Source organism: Maricaulis parjimensis (assembly GCF_016817355.1).
GTDB classification, from domain to species: Bacteria; Pseudomonadota; Alphaproteobacteria; order Caulobacterales; family Maricaulaceae; genus Maricaulis; species Maricaulis parjimensis.
This window is the reverse complement of sequence record NZ_JADOTT010000001.1, coordinates 220,170-232,832: the sequence shown is the minus strand read 5'-3', so window position 1 is coordinate 232,832 and position 12,663 is coordinate 220,170. Positions and strand designations below refer to the sequence as shown.

The window sequence follows — 12,663 nt, the reverse complement described above, 5'->3', positions numbered from 1 at the left end:
GATCATCCGCTCCCGAGTGATTTGGTGAAGCCACCAAGGATGCCACCGAAGAAGTCACCGATTGCCGCGTAGTTCTTCTGGCCACTCGCAACCTCTTTGACTGCGGTACCGAGCGCCTCCTCCTTGTCGCCCGCCAAGAACTTCTGACCAAGTAACTGGAACCCATATGCGGTGATTGACGGGTTCACCATGCTACCATTGGTGCCTAGCTGGTGAGGGTTCGTGCAACGAACGATACCTTCATCGTAGAGCCACAGGCAGCAGCCCTCAAAAAACGGCTTCAACTCATCCGACAGGCCGAGTTCTGCGAACGGAAGGTGGGTTCGGCATTGAATGCCTTGCTCCACTAGCGCCTCAAGAATTTTGGAGATGACCAGCTCGCTTTTCTGAAGATTGTCCAGCGCCATCACCCCTCCTCCGGCACGACAGCCCACATGCGCTGGAGCCTCAGCTTGGCTTTCATCTCGTCCGAGAGGTCGTCATAGACATCGAAGAGTTCATCGAGAACTTCCTCGCGGCCCCAGAGGCGGATGCGGAAGTAGAGTTCATTGATGCGGCTGCGGACTGTGGACTTGAAGCCGGACCAGCACACGAGCAAGCCTTGGTCGGCATGGGCATCCTGGACACTCCCGATCAAGCTCTGAAGCGTCGGCTGATCTCCGACGATGTCGCCTGACTTCACTTGGACGACGAGACGCGGCGAGTCGAAGCCCAAGGCTCCCTTGCCTGCGACGATATCGATACCCCGGTCAGCACCAGGCAAAGAGACTTCTGTCCGATACCCCTGGGCTTCCAGGATTGCTGCGATCAAGTGAGTGAATTCATGACCCGCGAAGTTGGCTGAGATGTGTTCCTCGATCTGCTGGCGGGCGATCTCCGCGAGATCGAGCTGAACGTCTGCATCATCGCCTCCTTCGTCCTCTGAGGGCTTGCCTTGGATCGGCACATGTCGAGCGAGCGACGGACCAGGGTCGCGGCGGGACCTAGCCAATTCGGCGAACCGATCAGCGGCGTTGTTTCGAGAGACACGGCAGACAGTCTGCGAGGCACCGAGCGAGAAGAGCAGATCCTGCTTCACAGCCTGCCGTGGAAGATCGGTCACCAACCATGTGACGGCTCGGCCAGGATGCTTGCCATCGACCATGAGGAAGTCGCTGGTCACCTTCCCGATGGCGATGTCCTTGGTGGTCTTCAAAGGTACGACGACAAGGTCGCCCTGCTTCACTTGGTGCTTCAGTTGATTGAGTTGAACCGCCCAGTTCTGGAGTGTCCCTTGCTTCTGGCCCGGGTAGTGCGGTTCCAGATACGTGAGGATGTCTTCCTTCGAGGCGCAAGATTCCAGCTCCCGCGACAACTCCCAACCGGTCGCAAGCTGACCATCCTGCAACGCTCGCGCTTCGCTTTCGCCGTACTTGCCGAGGCGTATCAACCAGACATTCGTCATCCCGCCATCTCCTCCTGGATCTGATCTAGGCGCTTGTCGCCTTCGCCGGTCTGGCCCCAGCAGGTCACGTCGATCTGGCCTGTGACGGCCGCTGTGATGAGGGCCGAGCGGTATTCCTTGAGGCGGTCCATGGACACCCTAACCGTCGCAGCCAAGCGACCCATTTGTCCTCGTGAGGCTTGGAGGTCACGGGCGAGGCCTCGCTGCCGATCAGGCGCGACCAGCGGGATAGAAAAGCGTCGGATCGTGTCGATGTTCACTCGCTTAAGCGTCGCGCCAACCAGCACTTCATCCAGCTGCGTGAGAACGAACTCACTGTTGAGGACGAGTTCGAGCAACTCAGAATCAACACCCTCTGGACGAATGATGCATAGGTCTTGGCCGACACAGAATTCTCGATTGTCGCCGACACGGGCAGCCGAACCAACAGACGCATTGCGGCTGTAGATAATGTCATCTGGCACCGGCGCTCTACCTCCTGACCGCATGATTGCGTAATCATCTGGTGCAACCAAGCGCTTGTCAGAAAATGAGATCGAAAATGGCTTCACTTCAGTTGTGCTGATGCAGGGTGCCCCGGTGTCCACGTAAGTTGGGGTGACGTGTTTACAATCGATGATCCTTGCGACTCGTTTGAGCTGCGTTGTGCCTGACGAAGCACCTTGGATCAGACGACCGATTTCGCGAGCTTCCCGCTCCCCCAACAGCTCCACCAGGCGCTGCTTCTTCTCGATCAGCTGGTCGATCCGGGCGGTTTCCTTGTCGAGGAAGTCCGCGATGGCCTTCTGGGTGTCGAGGTCGGGCAAGCCCAGTTGGCCGTTTCTCATACGATCAACATCAATGCTCTCGACGGTCGCGCCGAATTGCCTCCACTCCAGAAGCAAATCGGATGATTGTCCGGTCACCCAGTAGACAAAGTAATCTGGTAGAAGCCGTCGATCGTGTAGCAGGAGTGCCTTGATGTCCTGATTGATGGCGACGTCACGTCCTGACATCGCGATCGGAAGGGTGTGGCGCAAAATACCTGATCGTGTGACGATCAACGGAACGCCCGCTGGAACCATGTTGGTCGCACTTTCCCTGACCGCTTCCTCGGTGATGCAGTCTTCCGTGGTATCAATCACCCGACGCTTCATGTCCTTGGGAGAAACCCAGGGGATGTTTCCGTCGGACCAGTACTCGTTCACCTCTTTTGACGGCGTGCCGCCACCAACGACTTTGGCAACGTGCTTCACACGAACCCGTGGCCAATTCGCCGGTAGGCGATCTAGGCGGGCGGCCTCCAGTGCTGCGCTCACGCCGCGACCTCCTTCAGAAGCCCAGCGATTTCCGCTTCCAGCGCCTTCAGTTCCGCATCGATCTCCTCCAGCGGTCTCGGCGGGACATACTCGTAGAAATACCGGTTGAAGTTGATCTCGTAGCCGACCCGGCCCACCTCTCCGTCGCTGGCATCCATGTGGCTCTCGTCCACCCAGGCATCCGGCACGAAGGGCTTCACCTCGCGTTCGACATAGGCTTCCCAAGACTCGTCCAGAGGCACGAGTTCGGTGTCCCTCAGATCGCTGTCCGCTTCCGGCTGGCCTTTCTTGTCACGGCAGACTTTAGCGTCTTCATCGCGCTCACCGAAGACAGAGAGGACAACCTTCTTCACCGGCAATCCGATCTTCACGCCAGCGGCCTTGAGGCTCTTCTGCAAGTCGGCCTCGAAGCCATCCCGCGACATCCAGCGATGATCCCTGGGCAGGCTTTCCAGCGCAGCCAGCAAGGCTTCGACCTCGTCATCCTTCAACTTCTGTATGGCCTTCTCGGCTTTCAGCGCCTCGATCTTCTCCTCGGTCACGTCGAAGGCGAGCTGGAGCGGTCGCTCCACCCGGATTTCCCGATAGCCGAATGCTTCGCGCGGGAAGACCTTGGAGATCTTGTCGTCTGCGGCCTCAAAGAGGGTGTAATTGCGTACGATCTCGTCGCGGGCCTCATCAGGGATTTCCCGGCGTTTCGATCCCAGCGATTTTCGCATGGATTTCCAAAAGTATTCGCCGGACGCGTCGATCAGCTGGACCTTGCCCCGGCGTTCCACCGACTTGCGGTTGGAGAGAAGCCAGACATAGGTCTGGATGCCGGTGTTGTAGAAGAGATCGGTGGGCAGGGCGATGATCGCTTCGACCCAGTCATTCTCCAACATCCAACGCCGGATTTCACTCTCGCCAGAGCCCGCCCCGCCTGTGAAGAGCGGTGAGCCATTCATGACGATGCCGATCCGCGACCCAGCCTCATCCTGGCGCATCTTAGAGATCATGTGCTGGAGGAAGAGGAGCTGGCCATCGGAGACACGCGGGGTTCCTGCTCCGAAGCGGCCATCATGACCCATACCCTTGGCTTCGGCCTCGATGGGTTCCTTGTACTTCTTCCAGTCCACCCCATAGGGCGGGTTGGAGATCATGTAGTGGAATTTGCGGGCGGGATGGGCGTCCTGGGTGAGCGTGTTGCCATAGGCAATCTGGTCCGGGTCGTGGCCGGTGACCAGCATGTCCGACCGGCAGATGGCGAAGGACTCGCCATTGATTTCCTGCCCGAAGAGCTCCACGCGCATGTCCGCGTTGATCTCCTTCAAGGCTTCCTCGGTGAGGGCCAGCATACCCCCGGTGCCACAGGCCGGGTCATAGACCTGACGGATGACACCCAGACCCGCGAGCTTGTCCTTGTCCGGTTCGACCAGGAGATCGACGATCAGACGGATGACCTCGCGCGGAGTGAAATGTTCACCAGCAGTCTCGTTGGAAATCTCCGAGAAGCGGCGGATGAGTTCCTCGAAGAGATAGCCCATCTCCAGGTTCGGTACCTTCGAGGGGTGGAGGTCGATCTCGGTGAAGCGCTCGAACACCTTCCAGAGCAGCCCGGCATCATTGAGGCGCTTGAGCTGGTCGGTGATCAGGAACTTCTCAAGGAAGACATCCTGCACATCCGCCGGGAAGCCCCGGATGTAATCGATCAGGTTGGCGTGGAGCTGGCCGGGGTCCTGCTGCTTCAGCGTGGCGAAGGTGAAGCGCGAGGTGTTGAAGACCTTGATGTCGCTTCCCACGGCACCCAGCAGGATCATCCTCCGCGTCTCGTCATCAATGTCCTCGGGCAAGTTCGCCGCCGCCGAGAGGACAGCCTCCTTGGTCGGCTCCAGGATGGCATCGAGACGGCGCATCACCACGAAAGGCAGCACCACCTTGCCGTATTCGGACTGCTTGAAGTCCCCTCGAAGAAGCTCCGCGATAGACCAGGCAAAGTTCGCCAAGCCTTGCACATTGGTTGGTGTTGGCGTCATCGCCGATCTCGCCCCTCTCCCCGTTGAGGTTGAGTGAACCGCATGCGCTCGCTTTGGGCAAGGCGTGTCGGCTCAACCTCTTGATTCTTGTTTGATACCCAGAAGGAATATCCGAGGGCGTGAGCTTGGTCACGCGGGGGTGACAAGACCTGTCGTAGGTGAAAACAGATAGGGGCGGGTGGCTGTCGCTACTGTTTGTATTGAAGCGCCTGGGTTTTTGGCGCCGAGGCTTGGGGAGGCACGATGACAAAGCTGCGATTGCACCGACAGACAGAGCTTCCGGCCGAGTTCAACGAAAAATCATATCGAGAGGCGTCAGGTCTGCCGACTATCTGGATCGGCAGTGGTGATATCACCGTGGAGTACGCCGTGTCCGCACCCTACTTTGTGGATGGTGAAGTAGACGTGCCTCTGGATGAGACCACCTATCATCTGCGTCGACAGGTCTGCAGGGCTTGGGTTCGGCATGATGGTCGGTCTGTCGGCGGAGTGAACCTGAGCCGATTTACAATTCCCACTTTCATGACAAATGAAGAGTTTCTGGACGTAATGGACCGAGAGAGCAGCGAAACCCATCGCCTCTCCTGCGCTTTGGCTCATGAATTTGATTCTGTCAGTGAGGAAGTTGGAGACTACGGCGACATTATCGAGCTGAACCGAGTTTGGTTGAGTCCGGTTCCTGAAGTCGCAGGGGCGTCAGGTGAGATCTTGGAAAGTCTGATTGCGGCGGTGTTTCCGGACTTCTCCCTCATCGTGTTGAAGGCGTACCCCCTGGAATATGAGGGAAATCTACCTGACGGCTCCCCGATGCGCCCCGCATTCGAGCGAAGGCAAGCTGCGCTCATGCGGCTCTACGGCAAAACGCTCGGCGTCACTCGAATGTCAGGCAGGTATGGAGATGAAGGTTGGATGTGCAGATTCAAGAAGTTTTAGTCGCTTCCAGTGCCTGTGGGGCGGGGGCTGAGCCACACGGCCTTGCCCCAGTGATGCCTCCCCAGCGACTCCCAGCGAGGCGTCACACACATCAAATTTGACTTATGAAGCCAGTGGCTCCATAGATTCATAGAGCCATGTGATGCTGTGGAGTCGAAAATGATTATCGGATACGCCCGAACCTCAACAACTGATCAAAAAGCCGGATTAGAGGCCCAGGAGCGCGATTTGCGTGCCGCTGGGGCTGAGAGGCTCTTCAGCGAAGAAACCTCGTCAGTAGCCACGAGAGCGGCCCTGAGAGACGCCTTGGACTATCTCCGGGATGGCGACGTTCTGATGGTCACGAAGTTGGACCGACTGGCCCGATCAATCCGAGACCTCATGGAGACCGTGGAAGCCGTCAAGGCCAAGGGCGCCGCTCTACGCATTCTGGCCATGGACCTAGACACCGGCTCAGCCACAGGAAAGCTCATGCTCGGCATCCTCGGCTCCGTTGCCGAGTTTGAGCGGGAAATTATGCTGGAAAGGCAGCGAGAGGGTATTGCTAAGGCCAAGGCCGCTGGCAAGTACAAGGGCCGCGCACCGACGGCACGAAGGAAAGCTGAGGAGGTCCAGCGGTTGCTGTCTGAGGGGCTGACTGAGGTGGCGGTTGCTGAGCGGCTCGATATCAGTCGATCAAGCGTCCAGCGGATCAAGCGGACTGGCTCAACCGTTGCCTAGGTGGGCTCTTATTTCCTGCTGGATGAGTTTCTTCTCTCCTTCTGACAGCCAGGCCCCGGTCCAATGCTTTGTAAGCAACCAAGGGCGTGTTCCGTCAGTGAAGCATTCTATTACGCGACTATCGCCGTCGCTTGTGAAGCGCGTATCGACATAGCGGAGTCCGAAGCGACCAGGCAGCCAGCATTCCATCGCGAGCCCGACGGCAACCACCACCTTCGGCTGATGGTGCGCTATCAATGCAGTATTCATTTCGGTGCAGAACTTGAGGTGCGGTGAGCGTTCTATGGGCGTGCCGAAGCGGGCGCGAAACTTAGCGCCTGACTTCTCCGAGCTCCAAAAGAATGCCTCTGTTTGGACCGCTACGGTGCCGCGTAGAATGGTTCTCGCATGCCTGTGCCAGGGGATGTGGTCCCGACCCGCTCCATCTCTCTCGTGAAAGTCGTACGCACTGGACTCCTCAGCAACAGGGTCGCAAATGTCAAAATCACTGGGGCTTTCCCCGGGGTTAATTCCCATGACAAGCACATCTACCGGATCGCGCTTTTCCGTGATGGGAAGGTCGAAGAGGAAGTGATGCGCTTCTCGTAGCTCCGGGTGTTGCTGAGTGTATGCGCGAATACGTTCAAGGCACTCTGCAGGCGTCATGGAAAAGGGGCTCCAGTGGAGTTTGTCAGCGGCTGTGCGGCTGTTCCTTGCAGCCTGACCGCATTCCTGGGTGCAAGTCAAAGGGCGCATTCTTGTTTGGCGCGTAGGCCGCCCGCTCGGGCGCATTGACGGATGACTCCGGGCAATAGATTCTTAAGGCACAGTCACTTCACGGGCGACCGCTACGGCGGGTCGCTCGCCGAATACAATACCCGTTCGCGGCACGGACTGATCATCTGTGCTTGGGGAATAAGCGAGCACACACGCTAGCCCGTGATGTGACTGTCGGCCCGCCACCAGCGGCGGGACGCCGATAACTCGTGCATAGGGCTAGCTATGACTTTTTATATCTCTGAATGGGGGGCGGGTGCGCCTCCTCCCGCCCCATTGGGCATCACCCTCACCTGCACCGGAAACCTCATGGGTGACGCGGGAGGGGCGCATGGCCAAACTTGAAGATGACGCCCCTCAGCTCGACCGCAGTAAACGGCGTTTTCAACTCATCACGGCCCTCGGGATTGCCGCTCTAGTAGGTTCAGCGTTCGGCCCTGACCAGTACAACGTTGTGGAGCTCCTACCGCTCTTCATCGGAGGCTGCTGCGCCTATTACCTGTGGAAGTTCCAGGCGCTGACAGAAGCGGCAAAAGGGCCGTTGATTGTCCTATTCGGCGTGCTGTTGATTGGTGAGCTTGGTGCGATCAATCACGGTGTTCAGGAGAGGCGGATGCTCAGAGGCATACGCGAACAGTGCATGCACCTCGCAGTAGCGAACACCTATCAGTGCGAACAAATCCTCTCGGTAGTGAACGGGTACCTGACCCCAGCGCCGAGCGGAGACTGAACCTCTCCTAAACCCACCCTTCTGAGGAACAGGATTGGAAGGGTGGGGGTGGGAGCTGAGCTCTGAGGGAAACTCTGAGGCCATCCAAAGGATCATCTTAAGGACAGCCCAAAGGATATACCCCTATAGCTTCAACCCTGGGGACTGCTAGGGGGATGCTTAATGCCGCCCAGGGCGATCCGCTGGGGGGCATGGGGGGAAATTAGACGCTCGGCATATCCTAAGCCGCTTCGGAAATTTTCGTCATAAATTCCGGCGCTCAGGGAAGCTCGCCGGGCAGATACTGCGTTTCAACGATATCGCCCAAGTGTGGCGTGGCACGCTGCAGCGCATCTTTCAGGATGTGCATATGCTTCCTGTCCGCCCCGTACCTCGCCGCAACCTCAGCCTTGGCATGCCCCATCAAGGCGTCTTGAGTTTCTTCAAGGACTGCGGCTAGCCGCAAGGCTTCCTTCATGGAGTGTCGGAACGAATAGGCGATCAGTCTGTTGGGAGATTTCGGAACGCCTGCATCTCTGATTGCGCCGTTCAGTGTCTGCGACAGACGGTCGGTCTTTAGGAACTTCGATGGGAACAGGGTGTCGCCCTCCGCAGCCGCGACCGCTTCACGGGCAGCGATCAGTGCCGGTCCAATGAGGGGAACCAGGCGCTTCGCGGATTTCGCTTTCAGCCGCCTGTCTGCGGTCCACCGGACTTGGATCGCGGGGATTTCAAGGTCTAGGTAGACTTCTGATTTGCTGAGGCCCCCGATTTCCATCGGCCTGCACCCAGTGTGCTTCAATAGGGTGATGATACGGCGCACATGCGGATCCGTGTCGGGCTTGATCAGATAGGCTTCGATAAGCTCGAAATGCTTGGTGTGGAATGGCACACGTTTTCGGTCGTCGTCGACATTGGCAGGCAGGTCCTGACTGGCGAACGGATTGTCTGATTTCAGTTCGTAGTTCTTACGCATGTGGTTGTAGATTGCGCGCATTGTGGTGAGCCTTCTACGAACCGTCGCTGGGGCCTGCCCTCTTTCGGAGCGAAGTTCGCGAAGCCATTTTATGACCATGGGCCGCGAGATTTGGGAGAGTTCCATATCTCCAACCATGTCGATAAATTGCTGCGTCCCCTGTGCCGTGGCCTTGTCTGCTGGGCCTCGCTCTTTGTCGGCTAGATAGATGTCCCGTGCCTGCGAGACCGTCATGGGAGGGTCAATCGGCTTGCCTTCGATGAGTACGGCAAGCCGCGCCTCTTGCTCGGGGCTCAACCGCTTCGGGTGCCCCTGCTCATCCCAGCCAAACTCCCGCCCGGCGGCTTCAATAATGTGAACAATATGAAGGTCGCGTTGGCTGTCGAGTTCAACTTTCTCACCATTGATCCAAGCTGCCTCGCGTGTGGCTCCGGCTTGCCCATCAAGAAGCTGGAAATCGTTTGCCCACTGTGCGGCTTTCTTTGCAAGCCTTACGGGGTCCTCAGAGTTTGCAAGCTCGCGTCTTAGCGCAACAATTTGCTCTTCGGTCTGCTTCCAAAGGCGGTCGGCCTGCGCATGGGCCTTCAACTCCTGTCCGGGCTTTAACCGCAGGGAGCGTTTCCACTCGCGCTTACCGACAATCTCGACGAGATCAGGGGGTACGGGGCGGCGAAAATGGTAGGTGCTGTTCCGTAGCTGCAGGCCGGGCACATCTATCCTCACGGCTGGTCCTCATGTACCAAGCCATGTACCAAAAAATCCGGCTACCGCAATGCATTGAAAGGGATTTCAGGGCGTTAGAGCCGAGAAATGGTGCCCAGGAGAAGACTCGAACTTCCACGCCCATACGGGCACTAGCACCTGAAGCTAGCGCGTCTACCAATTCCGCCACCTGGGCAGGTGTCAGGAGCGCGGTGTCTAAAGCTGAGCCGGGCCCATGTCAACGGGCGGTTTGCACGGTTGGCTGCATATTTCACAGCCGCGCTGCCGACACTGAGGCGCAATGCCCGATGGACATGCCCGCGCTTTTTTGGTCTATCCGGTTCCATCACAGGATTTCCCGAGGAACAGCCATGCTGCGAGACGAAATCATCACCGTATTCGGCGGGTCCGGCTTCATCGGCCGCCATGTTGTCCGGGCTCTGGCGAAAGCCGGTTATCGTGTTCGCGTCGCCTCGCGCCGCCCGCACCTGGCCCAGGACCTGCGCGTGATGGGCGTGGTCGGCCAGGTTCAGCTGGTGCAGGCCAATCTGCGTGTCGGCGCTTCGGTTGAGCGTGCCCTGGAAGGCGCGTCCGGCGTGGTCAATCTGGTCGGCATTCTCAATGAGAATGGCCGGCAGACCTTCTCCCGCCTGCATGCGCAGGGCGCCAAGACGGTGGCCGAGGCCGCGGCCGCCGCGGGCATCACGCGTTTCGTGCAGATGTCGGCGATCGGGGCCAATGAAAACAGCGCATCCCGCTATGCTCGCACCAAGGCGGAAGGCGAAGCTTCCGTGATGGCCGCTGTTCCGACGGCCACCATCCTGCGGCCTTCCATCGTGTTCGGCACGGAAGACGGTTTCTTCAACCGGTTTGCCTCCATGGCACGTTTTGCGCCGGCCCTGCCGCTGTTCGGTGGCGGGAAGACGAAATTCCAGCCGGTGTTTGCTGGTGATGTGGCGAAAGCCGTTCTGGCTGCTCTCGAGGCGCCGGAAGCCCAGGGCGAGACCTATGAGCTGGGCGGACCCGGTGTCTATTCCTTTGAAGCGCTGATGCGTTTCATCCTGGAAGAGATCGACCGTCCGCGCTTCCTCCTGCCGCTGCCCTGGCAGATCGGTTCGGTGATTGCGATGGTGTCCGAACTGGTCGCCATCCTGCCGCTGATCCCGCCGGTCCTGACGCAGGATCAGCTGGTTCAGCTGAAGTCCGACAATGTTGTGGCCGAGGGTGCCAAGACGCTGGCGGATTTGGGTGTCCAGGCCGAAACCATGGATGCGATCGTGCCGAGCTATCTCGGCCGTTATCGCCGCTATGGCCAGTTCCACGAGCGCGAAGCCTGAGCATCGCGATATCGCATGTGTTGAGAAGCCGGCCCTTCAGGCCGGCTTTTTCATGTGCCGGTACAGCGCGATAAGGGGCCAGCCCGCGGCGAGCAGGCCGAACCCGGCCAGTCCCAGCAGACCATTCCAGGGGAAGCTGGGATCCGGCAGGAAAAGCAGGCCGACGCCGGCGACCGCATTGAGGCTGCCATGGAAGGCCCCGGCCGCGTAGACCCCGCCGCCGCGTTCGCGCAGCAGGGCGAGATACGGTGTCAGCAGGATGGTGAAACCGGTCATGGCCGCAACGCCGGCCCAGCCCATGCCCGGGTAGTTGTATCCCATCAGGATGATGGGGGCGTGCCACACACCCCAGATCACGCCGCTGACCAGGGCGGCAGGCCAGAAACCGAGCGGTGCCAGGCGCGGTTGCAGCCAGCCGCGCCAGCCCAATTCCTCGGAGATGATGAGGATGGCCGTATTGGTCAGGATGCCAATCGGGATGCCGACAGCGAGCTGGATGATGAGCAGGGTCTGAGCCGGCATGGGGAGGCTCTCGCCGGTCGCTTCAACAGCTTCGGCAAGGCGGGCGGCAGCGTCGGCGGGTGCGGAGCGGGTCAGCGCCAGGATGAGCAGGCTGGACAGGGCCACCAGGATGACCGGCAGAATCCAGCCCCAGGCTGACCAGACCAGAACCGGGATGGTGCGGCCGGGTTTGAAGCCCAGTGCCGACAGGGTTCGGCCCCGGTCGAATGTGAAACCGCAAATGAGCGCAGCCAGGGCCGGGCCGAACATGAAGACGATCAGGTAGAGGCCGGCCCAGATGCCGACGCCCTCAAATCCGCCCTGCGATTGCATCCAGAAGGCGATGGCCCAGCTGAAACCGAAGGCAATGGCGATGAAGACCGCAATGGCGCGCATTCGGCGTCTCCTAAAGGGCGAGCATTGCAATCAGGGCGAGACCCAGAGCGATCCGGTAGATGACGAAGGGCAGGAAACCGATCCGGTCGACCAGCTTCATCAGAACCGCAATCGCGGCCCAGGCGGCCAGGAAAGACAGGAGGGCCACGACCAGTCCGTCTGTCAGGCTGGCGCCGGCATCCGCCCCGCGGGCCAGTTCCAGACCGGACACCAGTCCGAAGGCGGCGATCACGGGCACGGCCATCAGCATGGAGAAGCGCGCGCTTTCAGAGCGCTTCATGCCCAGCGCCCGGCCGGCTGTCATGGTCACGCCGGAGCGCGAGGCGCCGGGGATGAGGGCGAAGAGCTGGGCGATGCCGATCAGCGCGGCCTGTTTGAAGGTCATGGTCTCGATCTCGACGGTCTGCTTGCCGAAGCGGTCCGCCAGCCAGAGGGGCAGGGCGAAGACGAGGGTGGAGACCGCGATCACGGCCGGCGAACGCAGGGCATCCACCAGATCGAACGCGTAAAGCCCGCCCGCAACGATGAAGACGGGCGGCATGGAGGCCGCGACAAGAAGGGCGAGCCGGCCGCCGGGCGTGATCTTGCCGGTCAGCAGGGCCAGCTTGCCTTGGGCGACATTCAGAATGTCGCGCCAGAAATAGACGAGGACCGCCACCAGAGATCCGGCATGCGCCATGACATCGATCAGCGGTCCCTGATCGGCCTGGCCGAGTACGCTGGGGGCGAGAATGAGATGGGCGGACGAGGAAATCGGCAGGAATTCGGTGATGCCCTGAACCAGTGCCAGAACGACCAGATACACCAGAGACATCGCGACGCTTCCTCTTGACGGTGGCGGCAGTGTTGAACACTTGCCCGGGCTTGGAAAGGCCC

At 59.7% G+C, this 12,663-nt stretch carries 12 protein-coding genes and 1 tRNA gene; 4 read left to right on the top strand and 9 right to left on the bottom strand.

Features of this window, described 5'->3' with window-relative positions:
* Positions 1–2 precede the first annotated feature (2 nt).
* From I0K07_RS00845 to I0K07_RS00830, 4 genes are read right to left on the bottom strand one after another with little or no spacing between them, the layout of a single operon-like run.
* Positions 3–407, bottom strand: a complete 405-nt coding sequence (locus tag I0K07_RS00845) for a hypothetical protein (protein WP_203290777.1) — start codon at positions 405–407, stop codon at positions 3–5.
* Positions 407–1,444 (bottom strand): restriction endonuclease, encoded by a 1,038-nt coding sequence (locus tag I0K07_RS00840; RefSeq protein ID WP_203290776.1) that lies wholly within the window; start codon positions 1,442–1,444, stop codon positions 407–409. Before I0K07_RS00840 ends, I0K07_RS00845 begins: the two co-directional genes overlap by 1 nt.
* Positions 1,441–2,742: a restriction endonuclease subunit S gene (locus I0K07_RS00835; RefSeq protein WP_203290775.1), complete on the bottom strand. Its 1,302-nt coding sequence runs from the start codon at positions 2,740–2,742 to the stop codon at positions 1,441–1,443. Before I0K07_RS00835 ends, I0K07_RS00840 begins: the two co-directional genes overlap by 4 nt.
* Positions 2,739–4,757, bottom strand: coding sequence for a type I restriction-modification system subunit M (locus tag I0K07_RS00830; protein WP_203290774.1), 2,019 nt, complete (start codon positions 4,755–4,757; stop codon positions 2,739–2,741). The genes I0K07_RS00835 and I0K07_RS00830 overlap by 4 nt, the downstream gene beginning before the upstream one ends.
* 243 nt (positions 4,758–5,000) lie before the next feature.
* Here I0K07_RS00830 and I0K07_RS00825 point away from each other — a divergent pair, with 243 nt between their 5' ends.
* Both I0K07_RS00825 and I0K07_RS00820 read left to right on the top strand, forming a co-directional pair.
* Positions 5,001–5,690 carry a hypothetical protein gene (locus tag I0K07_RS00825; protein ID WP_203290773.1) on the top strand — a complete coding sequence of 230 codons (690 nt, stop codon included), beginning with the start codon at positions 5,001–5,003 and terminating at the stop codon, positions 5,688–5,690.
* A gap of 159 nt (positions 5,691–5,849) precedes the next feature.
* Complete coding sequence (locus tag I0K07_RS00820; RefSeq protein WP_203290772.1) at positions 5,850–6,410, top strand: recombinase family protein; 561 nt, start codon at positions 5,850–5,852, stop codon at positions 6,408–6,410.
* On the opposite strand, the gene I0K07_RS00815 is transcribed toward I0K07_RS00820, so the two are convergent.
* Positions 6,396–7,055, bottom strand: coding sequence for a hypothetical protein (locus tag I0K07_RS00815; RefSeq protein ID WP_203290771.1), 660 nt, complete (start codon positions 7,053–7,055; stop codon positions 6,396–6,398). The two genes, I0K07_RS00820 and I0K07_RS00815, sit on opposite strands and share 15 nt — an antisense overlap.
* A gap of 442 nt (positions 7,056–7,497) precedes the next feature.
* Between I0K07_RS00815 and I0K07_RS00810 the strand changes: the two genes are divergently transcribed.
* The gene (locus I0K07_RS00810) at positions 7,498–7,896 is read left to right on the top strand and encodes a hypothetical protein (protein WP_203290770.1); all 399 of its coding nucleotides are present in this window, start codon (positions 7,498–7,500) and stop codon (positions 7,894–7,896) included.
* A gap of 259 nt (positions 7,897–8,155) precedes the next feature.
* Here the strand turns inward: I0K07_RS00810 and I0K07_RS00805 are convergent, their stop codons facing one another.
* Together I0K07_RS00805 and I0K07_RS00800 are read right to left on the bottom strand one after the other, a co-directional pair.
* Positions 8,156–9,562 carry a DUF6538 domain-containing protein gene (locus tag I0K07_RS00805; protein WP_338041001.1) on the bottom strand — a complete coding sequence of 469 codons (1,407 nt, stop codon included), beginning with the start codon at positions 9,560–9,562 and terminating at the stop codon, positions 8,156–8,158.
* Positions 9,563–9,662: 100 nt separating this feature from the next.
* A tRNA-Leu gene (locus I0K07_RS00800) sits at positions 9,663–9,749 on the bottom strand.
* Positions 9,750–9,924: 175 nt separating this feature from the next.
* On the opposite strand from I0K07_RS00800, the gene I0K07_RS00795 reads away from it, so the two are divergent.
* Positions 9,925–10,890 carry a complex I NDUFA9 subunit family protein gene (locus I0K07_RS00795; protein WP_203290768.1) on the top strand — a complete coding sequence of 322 codons (966 nt, stop codon included), beginning with the start codon at positions 9,925–9,927 and terminating at the stop codon, positions 10,888–10,890.
* Between the two features lie 36 nt (positions 10,891–10,926).
* Here I0K07_RS00795 and I0K07_RS00790 read toward each other — a convergent pair whose 3' ends face one another.
* A complete protein-coding gene (locus I0K07_RS00790) occupies positions 10,927–11,787 on the bottom strand; it encodes a CPBP family intramembrane glutamic endopeptidase (protein WP_203290767.1) in 861 nt (286 codons plus the stop codon).
* 10 nt (positions 11,788–11,797) lie between these two features.
* Entirely contained in the window at positions 11,798–12,601 is an 804-nt protein-coding gene (locus I0K07_RS00785; RefSeq protein WP_203290766.1) for an undecaprenyl-diphosphate phosphatase, read from the bottom strand.
* Between the last annotated feature and the right edge of the window lie 62 nt (positions 12,602–12,663).